Genomic DNA, 14172 nt, shown 5'->3' on the forward strand with positions numbered 1-14172 from the left:
CCTGCCAGTCAATGCCCGCGCAAGCATAGCGGGCTCGCCAAACCCGAAAGGATACGCCTTGGAGCCGCGCAATGGGCAGCAGCGCAGGCCAACCACCTGAGCGATAGCTGATCGAAAACGTTATGAGCGCCCATAAAAAAGCCCGCCACAAGGGCGGGCCAGGTGACCTCCCCCTAGCCGGGGAGGTCGACGACATCAGCTATCAGGAAACCTTGCCAGCGGTGTCGCCAGGCAGGGTAACGATGTCCGGACGACCACCGGAAGCCAGCTCGCGCTGCAGGGTGTCTTCGTCCAGCTCTTTGCACCACTTGGCGACCACGATGGTGGCGACGCCGTTACCGATCAGGTTGGTCAGGGCGCGGGCTTCGGACATGAAGCGGTCGATACCCAGGATCAGCGCCAGGCCGGCAACCGGCAGATGGCCAACAGCCGACAGCGTGGCGGCCAGGACGATGAAGCCACTACCGGTAACGCCTGCCGCACCTTTGGAGGCAACCAACAGCACCAGCAACAGGGTGATCTGGTGACCGATATCCATCGGCGTGTCGGTGGCCTGGGCGATGAACACCGCAGCCATGGTCAGGTAGATCGAGGTACCGTCGAGGTTGAAGGAGTAACCGGTAGGAATCACCAGGCCGACGACCGACTTGTTGGCACCGAGTTTTTCCATCTTGGTCAGCATGCGTGGCAGTGCCGACTCGGACGAAGAGGTACCCAGCACGATCATCAGTTCTTCACGGATGTAGCGGATCAGGCGCAGGACGCTGAAACCGTGAGCGCGAGCGATACCGCCGAGAACCACGAGAATGAAGAACAGGCAGGTGATGTAGAAGCAGATCATCAGCTGACCGAGCTGCACCAGCGAGCCGACACCGTACTGACCGATGGTGAAGGCCATGGCACCGAAGGCACCGATAGGCGCGAGCTTCATGATCATGTTGATGATGCCGAACATCACGTGAGCGATGCGATCGATGAACTCGAGCACCGGACGACCGAACTCACCCATGCGCTGCAGGGCGAACGCGAAGATCACCGAGAAGAACAGCACCTGAAGGATGTCGCCGTTGGCGAACGCACCGACCACAGTGGACGGAATCACGTTGAGCAGGAAGGCAATGGTACTTTGCGCTTCACCCGCCTGGGCATAGGCTGCGATCTTGCTCGTATCCAGGGTGCTCGGATCGATGTGCATGCCGACGCCCGGCTGCACCACGTTGACCACGACCAGACCGATGATCAGGGCGATAGTGGAAACGATCTCGAAGTAGAGCAGCGCGTAGCCGCCGGTCTTGCCGACTGCCTTCATGTCCTGCATGCCGGCGATGCCGCTGACTACGGTACAGAAGATGATGGGCGCGATGACCATCTTGATCAGCTTGACGAAACCATCGCCGAGCGGTTTGAGGGCAACGCCAGTTTCAGGGTAGAAGTGACCGAGAAGGATGCCCACGGTGATGGCGACCAGCACCTGGACATAAAGCATTTTGTAGAACGGTTGACGGACAACATCGTTCGTTGTGGCAGTCATGGTGAATCCTCATGGGCGCGGCAATGACATCCAGAGACGTCCGCACCACCTTTCTTGTTTAGGCGCCAACCCTCCTGACCTGGAGGGATTTGTTATAGGCACGCTTAGCACGGCCTTATCGCTGGAATAGCAAAGCCCATGCCACACAAGAAAAAAACAGGAAAACCCTTTAAAAATCAGGATTCTGGGGAAAGTAAAAGCATGCCAGGCAGCAGTTCTTGGCGGTTTTCCGCACGGCACCTCAGGCACCGTTGGCGGTTTCCCCCCAGGCCACTAACAAATGCTTAAATGCGCACCCGAAATGCCGCCCCACCCAACTCGGAATCGTCGAGAAACAGCTCACCTTCATAGCTCTCGATGATGTCCTTGACCACCGCGGTGCCAATGCCCTGCCCCGGATGTTGAGCATCCAGGCGCTCGCCGCGGCGCAGAATGCGCTCGCGCTGATCGACCGGCACGCCCGGCCCGTCGTCTTCGACACACAGCTGACAGACGCCATTTTCGATACTGGCGGAAATCCGCACCTGGCCCAAACACAGGCGGTAGGCGTTCTCCAGCAGGTTGCCGAGCAATTCGAGCAGCGCCGCGCGCTCCATGGGAATTTCCAGCCAGGGCTCGAATTGGCGCAGTACCGTCACCTGCTTGTCGCGGTAGACCTTGTCGAGCGCAGCGCAGAGGTTGTCTACCACCTGAGCCAATAGCACGCGGTGGCGCACCAGGCCACTCTTGCGCAAGCTGGCGCGCTGCAGTTGATAGCCAATCTGCTGACTCATGCGTTCGATCTGCCCCTGCAGGATCTGCGACTGCTCACGGTTCTCCGGCTTGGCGGCGATCACCTCGGCCGCGCCCTGTAACACCGACAGCGGGGTCTTCAAGCTATGCGCCAGGTCGTCCAGGGAATGACGGTAGCGCTCGCGCTGCTGGCGCTCGCTGTCGAGCAGGCGGTTCAACGAGCCGGTGAGGCGCAGCAGTTCGCGGGGATGCTCGTCGCTGAGGCGCTCGCGGGTGCCGCCCTCCACTTCGTCCAGCTCTTCACGCAACCCGCGTAGGCTGCGAAAGCCCCAGGTCAGACCGAACCACAACAGGCCGAGAAGCAACAACAGGGCACCACCGAGCCACAGGTAGAGCTGCGTCATGAAATCGCTGTAGAGCGCCTGCGTATCACTGGCCGGCTGCATGGTGACGATACTGAAAGCCGCGCTCTCACCACGCAGCAGTTTGATTTCCACGTCATAGATATAGAACTCCCGGCCTTGACGATCTACGACGCGCAGCAGCTCATCACCACGGCCGTCGTAGCGCGGCATATAGGAAACGGAAATGTCCCGTGTCGAGGGCGACTGCCAGACCAGACGCCCGTCACGGTCATAGATGAATCCCAGCAACTGGGCGTCGGGAATGTCGAATTCCTCGTCGGGCAGCTTGTTCGGCATCCGTAGCTGGCCGTCGTCAGTACGAGCAGCGGAGATCAGCGCGCCGGCATCGGCAGCAAGGCGTTTCTCGACGGATTTTTCCAGGGCGATCAGGAAGGCGCCCCGCAGGGCTGGCAGCAGTGCCAGCATGAACAGCACCGCCAATACGGTGCTGCCAAACATCAGGCGCAAACGCAGGGAAGAAACCCAGCGGCCTCGCAATCGCCTGAAGCTTGGTGTCATCGGCAGCGCTCGGTGAACAGGTAGCCCTGACCACGCACCGTTTCGATGGGTTTGAAACCGTTGCTGCTTTCCAGCTTGCGGCGCAGACGACCCACCAGCACTTCGATCACGTTGGGGTCACGCTCTTCGTCATCAGGGTACAACTGCTCGATCAGGCGTTCCTTGGGCACCACCTGCTGATGGTGGCGCATCAGGTATTCGAGGATGCGGTATTCGTAAGCGGTCAGGCCCATGCCGGCACCATCGATCAGTGCTTGCTTGCGATTCATGTCCAGCAACAGGGGGCCGGCTTCGATGGTCGACTGAATAAAGCCAGAGGAACGGCGCAACAGAGCATTCAGACGGGCTTCCAGCTCTTCGAACTGGAATGGCTTGACCACATAGTCGTCAGCACCCGAGGCCAGGCCCTCGACCTTGTCCTGCCAGTTGCCACGGGCAGTGAGGATCAGAATGGGAAAGGTCTTGTCACGGCTGCGCAGTTGGCGAATCAGATCCAGCCCACTGATGCCCGGCAGGCCGAGATCGACCACGGCCAGATCATGGTGGTACTCATCGACGCGATACAGCGCCTCTTCGGCGTTGGCGACCGCGTCCACCACGTGGCCCTGTTCGCCGAGTCGGGTATACAGATGGTGACGCAGCAGCGCCTCATCCTCCACGACCAGCAATTTCATCGTTGCATGCCCTCTTCGTTATGAAACGGCAAGAAACTCAAACCATTGATTTAATAATCTTGCGAGCTAGAGCCCTGCAAGGCCTAGGCGGCCCCGCAAAAACAGGCGAGAAACGGTCGGAGTCGCGGGCGACTGTACTTTTGTACATGAGCATTACTCGCTTCACTCGCTCCTCCGGAGCCGCACTGAAGTGCGTTAGCCGCAAGCGGCTTTCCGAGCCTGTTTTTAACGCCGCAGGGCCGACGCGCAGCTGATTATGGTGATTTAGAACTTGTAGTTGGCACCCAAGTACCACTGACCGCTGCTATGCAGGTCGAGGGAGCCGACCTTGCCCTGCTCGTGCGGAGCGAACTCGGTGCTGGCGTTGGTGCGCAGGTAACGGTAACCACCTTCGACGGAGGCATTCTCGTTGACTTCCTGCAACAGGCCAGCCTGCAGACCGGCAGCATACCCGACATTGGTGTCACGCGAGACACCCGGGCTGTTCTGCTCCAGTTTGACCAGACCCAGCGTGCCACCACCGAACAGCTTGGTGCCGTTCTCGTTCAGCGGCAGGAAGGCGTCGTAGCTGCCGAGCAGGTTCTGCTGGCGCAGCTTGAGGCCGTTGTTGCTGCCGGAGATGTACTCATAGGTCGCGTAGTAACGACCGACGTCGTTCTGTTGACCGGCACGAACACCCCAGGTGCTGGTGTTGTTGATGACGCTGTCGAAGTTCGGGTTACCCATGTTGGCGTTCAGCGCCGAAGACTTCTGGATGTTGTTGCTGGTTTGGCCCCAGGTCAGACCAGCGAAGTTGTTGTCGGCGTGGGCGGCGGTAGCAGCGCCGAACACCATGGAAGTCGCCAGAGCCAGCTTGGTAAGAGTCGATTTCATGAGATGCCTCTCGAATGGCAGTGGGTTAATGAAAAACTCGAGAATCATCTTGCCCGGCGTCGACTGAACCTCCCCTGAACCCTTCCTGAACCACACCTGAACAACCCTGCCACAGCCCTTTTTCTGCGACCTGCCAGGGAAGAAGCGCCCGGACATTGATCCGGATCAATACCCCGCCTACCAGTGAGACTAAGGTCGAGGCATAACGACCAGAGACCGTCGGGGTTCCAGCACTAGGTGCGCGACTCCACTCGATGACGGCATATCCGACCAGCCTGACCGATGAAGAACTGCCCATGCCCAGCCCATCCGAAGACACCGGGGGCAAACGCCGCGAACGCCGGCTGTTTCTATTCCTGGTGATATTCCTCTTTCCGCTGCTCTCCGTGGCCCTCGTCGGTGCTTACGGTTTCGCCGTGTGGTTCCTGCAAATGCTCTTCGGGCCACCCGGCCCGCCGAACTGACCCTACCCGGCTACAGGAGCCCGCCATGGATGCCCCCCTGCATATCGCCAGTTTCATCGTGCACGCACGCCCCGAGCAGTTCGCGGCGGTGCTCGCCAACCTGCGCCTGCTCGCCGACCTGGAAGTGCACCAGCACAGCCCCGAAGGCAAGTTGGTGGTGGTGATCGAAGCCGTCGACGAGCAACTGATCATGCAGCGCATCGAGCAGATCAACGCCCTGCCCGGCGTACTCAATGCCGCACTGATTTACCACGAATGCCTCAGCTCGCAAGGAGCCGCGCAATGAGCATGACCCGCCGCGAATTCACCAAGGCCCAGGCCGCTGCGATCGCTGCTGCCGCCGCCGGCCTGCCGTTCGCCTCGACCGCCAGCAACCTGGTCGCCGACGCGGAATCCACCCGTCTGGACTGGAACAAGGCGCCCTGCCGCTTCTGCGGCACAGGCTGCAGCGTCATGGTGGCGACCCGCGACAACCGCGTGGTGGCCACCCACGGCGACATCAAGGCCGAGGTCAACCGAGGCCTGAACTGCGTCAAGGGCTACTTCCTGTCGAAAATCATGTATGGCGTCGATCGCCTGACTACGCCTTTGCTGCGCATGAAGAACGGCGTCTACGACAAGCAGGGCGAGTTCCAGCCGATCAGCTGGGAGCAGGCCTTCGACATCATGGAGGACAAGTTCAAACAGGCACTGCGCGAGGATGGACCGCGGGCCGTGGGCATGTTCGGCTCCGGGCAGTGGACGATCTGGGAAGGCTACGCGGCCAACAAACTGATGAAGGCCGGCTTTCGCAGCAACAACATCGACCCCAACGCGCGCCACTGCATGGCCTCGGCGGTGATGGGTTTCATGCGTACCTTCGGCATGGACGAGCCCATGGGCTGCTATGACGATATCGAGGCGACCGACACCTTCGTGCTGTGGGGCTCGAACATGGCGGAGATGCACCCGGTGCTGTGGAGCCGGGTCACCGACCGACGCCTGAGCAAGCCCGACGTCAAGGTCGCCGTGCTGTCGACCTTCGAGCACCGCAGCTTCGATCTGGCCGACATCCCCATGGTGTTCAAGCCACAGACAGATCTGCTGATCCTCAACTACATCGCTAACCACATCATCCAGAGCGGCGCGGTGAATCAGGAGTTCGTCAAACGCTACACGCGCTTCGCTCTCGGCGCAGACGACATCGGCTACGGCCTGCGCCCGGACAATCCGCTGGAGAAACAGGCCAAGAACGCCGACAAGGCCAATACCTGGAGCGACATCTCGTTCGAGCAATTCGCCGCCTTCGTCAAACCCTACACCCTGGAGCGGGCCGCCAAGGAAACTGGCGTACCCGCCGAGCGCCTCAAGGCGCTGGCCGAGCTGTATGCAGACCCGCAACGCAAGGTCGTGTCGTTCTGGACCATGGGTTTCAACCAGCACACTCGCGGCGTATGGGCCAACAACCTGATCTACAACATCCACCTGCTGACCGGCAAGATCAGCGAGCCGGGCAACAGCCCCTTCTCGCTGACCGGCCAGCCCTCGGCCTGCGGCACTGCCCGCGAGGTGGGCACCTTCTCCCATCGCCTGCCGGCCGACCTGGTGGTGACCAACCCGAAACACCGCGCCACCGCCGAAAAGATCTGGAAACTGCCCGCCGGCACCATCCAGGAGAAACCCGGTTTCCACGCCGTGGAACAGAGCCGCATGCTCAAGGACGGTGTGCTCAAGGTCTACTGGACGCAGGTCAGCAACAATATGCAGGCCGGCCCCAACATCATGCAGGAAGTGTTGCCCGGCTGGCGCAAGCCGGACAACTTCGTGATCGTTTCCGACGTTTACCCCACCGTATCCGCCCAGGCAGCCGACCTGATCCTGCCCAGCGCCATGTGGGTCGAGAAGGAAGGCGCCTACGGCAACGCCGAGCGGCGTACGCAGTTCTGGCACCAACTGGTCGGCGCGCCGGGCGAGGCGAAATCCGACCTCTGGCAACTGGTGGAATTCTCCAAGCGCTTTACCACCGATGAAGTGTGGCCGGCCGAGTTACTGGCCATAGCACCTGAGCTAAAGGGCAAAACGCTCTTCGAGGTGCTGTACCAAAACGGCCAGGTCGACGCTTTCCCCACCGAGGAGCTGGAGGCAGGTTTCCGCAATGATGAAGCGGAGGCATTCGGCTTCTACCTGCAGAAAGGCCTGTTCGAAGAATACTCCCAGTTTGGTCGTGGCCACGGTCACGACCTGGCACCCTTCGAGCGCTATCACAGCGAGCGCGGCCTGCGCTGGCCGGTAGTGGAAGGTTCGGAAACCCGCTGGCGCTATCGCGAAGGCCACGATCCCTACGTGGCCAAGGGCAGTGGCGTGCAGTTCTACGGCTACCCGGACAACCGCGCGATCATCTTCGCCCTGCCCTATGAACCGCCAGCCGAAGCACCGGATGACGATTACCCGTTCTGGCTGAGCACCGGTCGCGTGCTGGAGCACTGGCACACCGGCAGCATGACCCAACGGGTCGACGAACTGCACCGCGCGGTGCCCGATGCCTTGGTGTACATGCACCCGGACGATGCCCGGGCGCTCAATGCACGCCGTGGCAGCGAAGTGAAAGTCATCAGCCGACGTGGCGAGATACGCGCCCGCATCGAAACCCGCGGGCGCAACAAACCGCCACGGGGCCTGGTCTTCGTGCCCTTCTTCGATGCCAACAAACTGGTCAACAAAGTCACCCTGGACGCCACCGATCCGATCTCCAAGCAGACCGATTACAAGAAGTGTGCGGTGAAGATTCAGTTGATCAGCGCGGCCTGAGGAGAACGGTCATGAAACTGCGTTACCTGCCCCTGCTACTGCTCGCCGCCTTTGGCGTGACCCTGGCTGCCGACCTCAACTACCCGCTGGACGCTCCCGCGCCAGATGGGCGCCGCCCCGGCGGCACCCTGACCCAGGAATTCCAGGCGCCGCACATCGCTGCGGAGGAAAACAAGGACATGCGCCGCGAGCGCAACTACCCCGAACAGCCGCCGACCATTCCCCACACCATCGTCGGCTATCAGGTGGACAGGTTCGGCAACCGTTGCCTGACCTGCCACAGCCGCGCCAACAGCGCGAGCAGCCAGGCGCCGATGATCAGCATCACTCACTACATGGATCGCGACGGCCAGCCCCTGGCGGCCATGTCGCCACGCCGCTACTTCTGCACCCAGTGCCACGTGACCCAGGCCGAAGTGAAACCACTGGTGGAAAACAGCTTCAAGAACATAGACCGACTTCTCCAAGAAGAAGCCAACCCTGCCGGGCGTCATTGAGGAGGCACCATGAAATTCCTGCTCTCCCTGCTGGGCACTTACTGGAACGTGCTGCGCCGCCCGAGCGTTCATTACAGCCTGGGCTTTCTGACCCTGGGCAGCTTTATCGCCGGGATCATCTTCTGGGGTGGTTTCAACACCGCGCTGGAGGCCACCAACACCGAGCAGTTCTGCATTTCCTGCCATGAGATGCGCGACAACGTGTATGTCGAGCTGCAGGACACCATCCACTACAACAACCGCTCCGGGGTTCGCGCCACCTGCCCCGACTGCCACGTGCCGCATCAGTGGACGGACAAGATCGCCCGCAAGATGCAGGCCTCCAAGGAGGTGTGGGGCAAAATCTTCGGCACCATCAGCACCCGCGAGAAGTTTCTCGAGAAACGCCGCGAGCTGGCCGAGCACGAGTGGGCGCGCCTCAAGGCCAACGACTCGCTGGAATGCCGCAACTGCCACGACTTCGACTTCATGGACTTCACCCGCCAGAGCAAGCGCGCCGCACAGATGCACTCCACGGCCCTGGCCAATGGCGAAGCCACCTGCATCGATTGCCACAAAGGCATCGCTCACAAGCTGCCGGACATGAGCGGCGTACACGGCTGGTAAGGATCTGAGCGGCGCGGCAGAATGCCGGCCATGAACACAGCCCACCTGCCCCGCTGCTGCAGCCCTCTCGACGATCACTGGCCGTTTGCCCGGCCATTGATCGGTGCGCAACTGATCAGCACGCACTTCGACCCCGCGCTACTCGATGATGCCGACTACTCGGCCGCTGGCGTGCACCCGGTTCGCGGCGTCGCCAAGCGCCAGGCCGAGCATTTGGCCGGGCGGGTATGCGCTCGCGAGGCGTTGTATCGGGTAACAGGTGTGGCAAGCGTGCCAGCCGTTGGTGAGGATCGCGCGCCGCAGTGGCCAGAGCAGGTCAGTGGTTCGATCACTCACGGCCAGGGCTGGGCAGCCGCCATCGTTGCGCCAACGCAGCAATGGCGCGGCCTGGGTTTGGATGTCGAGCGGCGTCTGTCGAGCGAGCGTGCCGAGCGGCTGGCGGGTGAAATTCTCACCGCAGACGAGCTAAGCCGCATCACGCATCTAACGTCCGAGCAGCGGGCTTGGCAGATCAGTCTGACTTTTTCCCTCAAGGAAAGCCTGTTCAAGGCGCTCTATCCGCTGGTACTCAAGCGCTTCTACTTTCAGGACGCTGAGCTGCTCAGTCTCGACCGCACACAGAGCACCGCGCGTTTGCGCCTGCTGATCGACTTGAGCGAAGAATGGTCAGCCGGCAGCGAGCTGACCGGCCTGTATGCCGAGTTGGACAATCAGTTGCTCAGTCTAGTGGCCGTCGCAGCGGATTGATCAACGGCTCCTGTACAGGCTGTGTAGCCTGCGGTTGAGCGCAGCGATACCCAGGACGGGATTCACATAACAAGCCGACTTCAATACGGCTACCGGGTATCGCTTCGCTCAACACCGGGCTACCTGAACTGATCCCAGCATACGCAAGGAAACGTCAACAGCGCCGGGGGCAAATCCGATAAACTCGGCAGATTGCCGTCCGGAGTGCCCCATGCGCGAAGAACTGAACCAAGGCCTGATCGATTTCCTCAACGCCTCACCTACCCCCTTTCACGCGACCAGCAGCCTGGCCATGCGCCTGGAAGCGGCCGGTTATCGTCACCTCGATGAACGCGCGCCCTGGCAAACAGAAGCCGGTGGCCGCTACTATGTGACCCGCAACGACTCCTCGATCATCGCCTTCAAGCTGGGCCATCGTTCGCCTATCGAGGGTGGTATCCGCCTGGTTGGCGCCCACACCGACAGCCCTTGCCTGCGCGTGAAGCCGAACCCCGAACTACAACGCCAGGGCTTCTTCCAGCTCGGCGTGGAAGTCTACGGCGGCGCTCTGCTCGCGCCCTGGTTCGACCGTGATCTGTCCCTGGCCGGCCGCGTGACCTACCGCCGCGACGGCAAGGTGGAAAGCGATCTGATCGACTTCTACCAGCCCATCGCCGTGATCCCCAGCCTGGCCATCCACCTCAACCGCGAGGCCAACCAGGGCTGGGCAATCAATGCACAGAACGAACTGCCGCCAATCCTCGCCCAACTGGCAAGCAGTGAAAGCGCCGATTTCCGCGCCCTGCTCAGTGAGCAGTTGGCCATGGAACACGACTTCAATGCCGATGCGGTGCTCGATTACGAGCTGAGCTTCTACGACACCCAGAGCGCCGCGGTAGTTGGCCTCAATCAGGACTTCATCGCTGGCGCGCGCCTGGACAATCTGCTGTCCTGCTACGCTGGCCTGCAGGCCCTGCTTGACGCCAGCGACGATGAAACCTGCGTGCTGGTCTGTACCGATCACGAAGAAGTCGGCTCCAGTTCGGCCTGTGGCGCCGATGGCCCGATGCTCGAACAAGTGCTGCGCCGCGTGCTGCCGGAAGGCGACGGATTCGTGCGCACCATTCAGCGTTCGCTGCTGGTTTCCGCCGACAACGCCCACGGCGTGCACCCGAACTACGAGAGCAAGCACGACGGCAACCACGGCCCCAAACTAAACGCCGGGCCGGTGATCAAGATCAACAGCAACCAGCGCTACGCCACCAACAGCGAAACCGCCGGCTTCTTCCGTCACCTGTGCCTGGAAAACGAAGTGCCCGTACAGAGCTTCGTGACCCGTAGCGACATGGGCTGCGGCTCGACCATCGGCCCGATCACTGCAAGCCAGCTCGGCGTGCGTACCGTGGATATCGGCCTGCCGACCTTCGCGATGCATTCGATCCGCGAACTGGCCGGCAGCCAGGATCTGGCGCACCTGGTGAAAGTACTCGGCGCCTTCTACAACAGCCATGACCTGCCCTGAGGCCAGCATGATCGAACATATCCGAAACAGCCTGATCGAAGCCCAGCGTGCGCTCGATGCATTTATCGGCAACGAGCAGACGCTGGCCAATATCGAACACGCCGCCAACTTGCTGGTGACCAGCTTCGAGGCCAAGGGCAAGGTGTTCTCCTGCGGTAATGGCGGCTCCATGTGCGACGCCATGCACTTTGCCGAGGAGCTTACCGGGCGCTATCGCAAGAACCGCCCGGGCATCGCTGCGGTATCGATCAGCGACGCCAGCCATATCAGTTGCGTGGCCAACGATTTCGGTTACGACCACATCTTCTCGCGCTACGTGGAATCCCACGGCCGTGAAGGTGATGTGCTGCTGGCCATCAGCACCAGTGGCAAGAGCCCCAACGTGGTCAAGGCCGCCGAAGCGGCCAAGGCACTGGGCATCAAGGTCATCGCTTTGACCGGCAAACCCGGCTCGCTGCTGGAAAGCCTGGCCGACGTCAGCATCTGCGCGCCGGGCGGCGATTTCGCCGACCGCACCCAGGAGCTGCACATCAAGGTTATCCATATCCTCATCGAGCTTGTAGAACGCCAGCTCAGCCCTGAAAACTACGCGTGAGTGAGGTGCGCCGTCGGTTGAGGGCGCTCCTTGAAATCCCGCCCGCGTGATGGAGAACTCGCGCGTGATCCGCCTCAACAATCTGCTGCCCCATCTACTGGTTCTGCTCCTTCTGGCCCTGCCCTACTCTGCCGTTCAGGCGGCTGGCATACCGGGTCTGTTCGGCACGGGCAGCAGCGGCAGTAGCCAGACTCAGGCGGATCAGCCGCTGGATCGTTCGCTCGATGAGGTGATCCAGTCGCTGGAGAACGACAAGCAACGCGCGCAACTGCTCAATGATCTCAAGACCCTGCGCGACAGCACACAAAAAACCCAGCCGGATACCCCCGATGGCGTGCTCGGGCTGATCGGCAGCACCCTGACGGGCATCGAAAAGCAGTTTTCCGGCGACCATAGCCCGCTGGCGCGCTGGCAGCTGGAGATCGGCCGTAGCCAGGACGAGCTGGCGGCGCTGATGCCGGAAGCTGGCGAGCGCCTGGCGCTAGTCAGCAACTTCGCCCTGATTCTCGGTATCTGGAGCTTACTGGCCTTCGGCCTACGAGCCCTAAGCCATCAGGTGCGCCTGCGTTTCGGCCTCGCCGAAGAACTGCCGCAGAATCCACGGCCGACCGACCTGCTGCGCTTCGCCTTGCGCAAGCTCGGCCCCTGGTTCGCTGCACTGCTGATCACCGGTTACCTGAGTTATGTACTGCCCGCCTCGCTGGGGCGCGACCTGGCCATGGTGCTGGCCTATGCGTTGGTGATCGGTACCTGTTTCTCGGCGATCTGCGTGATCGCCTTTTCCCTGCTCGACGGCCCGCACCGGCGCACGGCCCTGAACATTCTGCGCCGTCGCGCGTTCCGCCCACTGTGGCTGATCGGCAGCTTCGCGGCCTTTGGCGAAGCGCTCAGCGATCCGCGCCTGGTCGCCAGCCTTGGCGCCAACCTGGCACATACCACCGCAACCCTGACCAACGTGCTGGCGGCGCTGTGCACCGGTCTGTTTATCCTGCGTTTCCGTCGGCCGATCGCTCACCTTATGCGCAATCAGCCTCTGGCCCGTCGCCTCAAGCAGCGCGGCATCAGCGAAACCGTAGAGCTGCTGGGCAGCTTCTGGTACTTGCCGGCCCTAGCGTTGGTGGCGATTTCACTAGCGGCTACCTTCGTGTCTGCCGGCGATACCAGCACCGCCTTTCGGCAATCGCTGGTCTGCACCGTGCTGCTGGTTACCTGCATGGTCATCAACGGGCTGATTCGCCGGCGTATGCACAAGGCCCGCTTGCGTCACCGTCGCAATGCCGCTTATTTCGAACGCTTCCAGAGTTTCTTCCACGCCCTGCTGAGCCTGACCATCTGGCTGTTCTTCATCGAGTTGGGGCTGCGCGTGTGGGGGCTTTCGCTGATTCGTTTCGCCGAGGGCGAGGGCCACGAAATCAGCATCAAACTGTTCGGCCTCGGCGCCACCCTGGCGTGCGGCTGGCTGGTGTGGATTCTCAGCGACACGGCGGTGCATCACGCTCTGACACGCTCACGCAAGGGCCAGACCAACGCCCGTGCGCAAACCATGATGCCGCTGATCCGCAATGTGCTGTTCATCAGCATCTTCATCATCGCGTTGATCGTCGCCCTGGCCAACATGGGCATGAACGTCACCCCGCTGCTCGCCGGTGCCGGCGTCATCGGCCTGGCCATCGGTTTCGGCGCGCAGTCGCTGGTAGCGGATCTGATCACCGGGCTGTTCATCATCATCGAGGACTCCCTGGCCATCGACGATTACGTCGACGTCGGCGGCCACCTAGGGACTGTCGAGGGCCTGACCATTCGAACCGTGCGCCTGCGCGACATCGACGGCATCGTGCACACCATCCCGTTCAGCGAGATCAAGAGCATCAAGAACTACTCGCGGGAATTCGGCTACGCCATCTTCCGCGTCGCGGTGCCCCACGACATGAACATCGACGATGCCATCAAGCTGCTGCGCGACGTGGCCAGCGAGTTGCGCAACGATGTGCTGATGCGCCGCAACATCTGGTCGCCGCTGGAGATCCAGGGCGTGGAAAGCTTCGAGTCGGGCAACGCGGTACTGCGTGCACGCTTCAAGACCGCACCGATCAAGCAGTGGGAGGTGTCCCGCGCCTTCAACCTGGCGCTCAAGCGGCACCTGGACGAATCCGGCCTGAGCCTGGCGACGCCGCGCCTGAACATCCAGATGACCGCTGTCAGCCCAAACAGCCACGGGCCCCAGCCAGACGCCGACTGACAA

General features: G+C 61.7%; 13 protein-coding genes. 9 read left to right on the plus strand and 4 right to left on the minus strand.

The window, feature by feature from the left end; translation table 11 throughout:
- Positions 1–202: 202 nt before the first annotated feature.
- The 4 genes from K5Q02_RS20625 to K5Q02_RS20640 all read right to left on the minus strand — a co-directional run bounded on the left by K5Q02_RS20625 (position 203) and on the right by K5Q02_RS20640 (position 4733).
- Positions 203–1531: a dicarboxylate/amino acid:cation symporter gene (locus K5Q02_RS20625; RefSeq protein ID WP_225833740.1), complete on the minus strand. Its 1329-nt coding sequence runs from the start codon at positions 1529–1531 to the stop codon at positions 203–205.
- A gap of 284 nt (positions 1532–1815) precedes the next feature.
- The gene (locus K5Q02_RS20630; RefSeq protein ID WP_225833742.1) at positions 1816–3186 is read right to left on the minus strand and encodes an ATP-binding protein; all 1371 of its coding nucleotides are present in this window, start codon (positions 3184–3186) and stop codon (positions 1816–1818) included.
- Positions 3183–3860 (minus strand): response regulator, encoded by a 678-nt coding sequence (locus K5Q02_RS20635; protein WP_225833744.1) that lies wholly within the window; start codon positions 3858–3860, stop codon positions 3183–3185. Before K5Q02_RS20635 ends, K5Q02_RS20630 begins: the two co-directional genes overlap by 4 nt.
- 264 nt (positions 3861–4124) lie before the next feature.
- Positions 4125–4733: an outer membrane protein gene (locus K5Q02_RS20640; RefSeq protein WP_225833746.1), complete on the minus strand. Its 609-nt coding sequence runs from the start codon at positions 4731–4733 to the stop codon at positions 4125–4127.
- A gap of 296 nt (positions 4734–5029) precedes the next feature.
- On the opposite strand from K5Q02_RS20640, the gene napE reads away from it, so the two are divergent.
- The 9 genes from napE to K5Q02_RS20685 all read left to right on the plus strand — a co-directional run bounded on the left by napE (position 5030) and on the right by K5Q02_RS20685 (position 14169).
- Entirely contained in the window at positions 5030–5197 is a 168-nt protein-coding gene (gene napE, locus K5Q02_RS20645) for a periplasmic nitrate reductase, NapE protein (protein WP_027906290.1), read from the plus strand.
- Between the two features lie 25 nt (positions 5198–5222).
- A complete protein-coding gene (locus K5Q02_RS20650) occupies positions 5223–5483 on the plus strand; it encodes a chaperone NapD (RefSeq protein WP_225833748.1) in 261 nt (86 codons plus the stop codon).
- Positions 5480–7984 carry a nitrate reductase catalytic subunit NapA gene (gene napA / locus K5Q02_RS20655; RefSeq protein WP_225833750.1) on the plus strand — a complete coding sequence of 835 codons (2505 nt, stop codon included), beginning with the start codon at positions 5480–5482 and terminating at the stop codon, positions 7982–7984. Before K5Q02_RS20650 ends, napA begins: the two co-directional genes overlap by 4 nt.
- Before the next feature lie 11 nt (positions 7985–7995).
- Positions 7996–8481 (plus strand): nitrate reductase cytochrome c-type subunit, encoded by a 486-nt coding sequence (locus tag K5Q02_RS20660; protein ID WP_225833752.1) that lies wholly within the window; start codon positions 7996–7998, stop codon positions 8479–8481.
- Between the two features lie 9 nt (positions 8482–8490).
- Entirely contained in the window at positions 8491–9087 is a 597-nt protein-coding gene (locus K5Q02_RS20665) for a cytochrome c3 family protein (RefSeq protein WP_225833754.1), read from the plus strand.
- Positions 9088–9108: 21 nt separating this feature from the next.
- Entirely contained in the window at positions 9109–9834 is a 726-nt protein-coding gene (locus K5Q02_RS20670) for a 4'-phosphopantetheinyl transferase family protein (RefSeq protein ID WP_442963937.1), read from the plus strand.
- Positions 9835–10045: 211 nt separating this feature from the next.
- Positions 10046–11335, plus strand: a complete 1290-nt coding sequence (locus K5Q02_RS20675; RefSeq protein WP_225833758.1) for a M18 family aminopeptidase — start codon at positions 10046–10048, stop codon at positions 11333–11335.
- A gap of 7 nt (positions 11336–11342) precedes the next feature.
- Positions 11343–11930, plus strand: a complete 588-nt coding sequence (gene lpcA / locus K5Q02_RS20680; RefSeq protein ID WP_225833760.1) for a D-sedoheptulose 7-phosphate isomerase — start codon at positions 11343–11345, stop codon at positions 11928–11930.
- 49 nt (positions 11931–11979) lie between these two features.
- Positions 11980–14169, plus strand: a complete 2190-nt coding sequence (locus K5Q02_RS20685; RefSeq protein ID WP_442963938.1) for a mechanosensitive ion channel family protein — start codon at positions 11980–11982, stop codon at positions 14167–14169.
- Positions 14170–14172 lie beyond the last annotated feature (3 nt).

This window comes from Pseudomonas sp. MM211 (assembly GCF_020386635.1).
Taxonomy (GTDB): domain Bacteria; phylum Pseudomonadota; class Gammaproteobacteria; order Pseudomonadales; family Pseudomonadaceae; genus Aquipseudomonas.

Bases quoted from the DNA above. Each gene is read 5' to 3' on its own strand.
- K5Q02_RS20625 (WP_225833740.1), bottom strand. From the start codon at position 1,531: ATGACTGCCACAACGAACGATGTTGTCCGTCAACCGTTCTACAAAATG.
- K5Q02_RS20630 (WP_225833742.1), bottom strand. From the start codon at position 3,186: ATGACACCAAGCTTCAGGCGATTGCGAGGCCGCTGGGTTTCTTCCCTG.
- K5Q02_RS20635 (WP_225833744.1), bottom strand. From the start codon at position 3,860: ATGAAATTGCTGGTCGTGGAGGATGAGGCGCTGCTGCGTCACCATCTG.
- K5Q02_RS20640 (WP_225833746.1), bottom strand. From the start codon at position 4,733: ATGAAATCGACTCTTACCAAGCTGGCTCTGGCGACTTCCATGGTGTTC.
- napE (WP_027906290.1), top strand. From the start codon at position 5,030: ATGCCCAGCCCATCCGAAGACACCGGGGGCAAACGCCGCGAACGCCGG.
- K5Q02_RS20650 (WP_225833748.1), top strand. From the start codon at position 5,223: ATGGATGCCCCCCTGCATATCGCCAGTTTCATCGTGCACGCACGCCCC.
- napA (WP_225833750.1), top strand. From the start codon at position 5,480: ATGAGCATGACCCGCCGCGAATTCACCAAGGCCCAGGCCGCTGCGATC.
- K5Q02_RS20660 (WP_225833752.1), top strand. From the start codon at position 7,996: ATGAAACTGCGTTACCTGCCCCTGCTACTGCTCGCCGCCTTTGGCGTG.
- K5Q02_RS20665 (WP_225833754.1), top strand. From the start codon at position 8,491: ATGAAATTCCTGCTCTCCCTGCTGGGCACTTACTGGAACGTGCTGCGC.
- K5Q02_RS20670 (WP_442963937.1), top strand. From the start codon at position 9,109: ATGCCGGCCATGAACACAGCCCACCTGCCCCGCTGCTGCAGCCCTCTC.
- K5Q02_RS20675 (WP_225833758.1), top strand. From the start codon at position 10,046: ATGCGCGAAGAACTGAACCAAGGCCTGATCGATTTCCTCAACGCCTCA.
- lpcA (WP_225833760.1), top strand. From the start codon at position 11,343: ATGATCGAACATATCCGAAACAGCCTGATCGAAGCCCAGCGTGCGCTC.
- K5Q02_RS20685 (WP_442963938.1), top strand. From the start codon at position 11,980: ATGGAGAACTCGCGCGTGATCCGCCTCAACAATCTGCTGCCCCATCTA.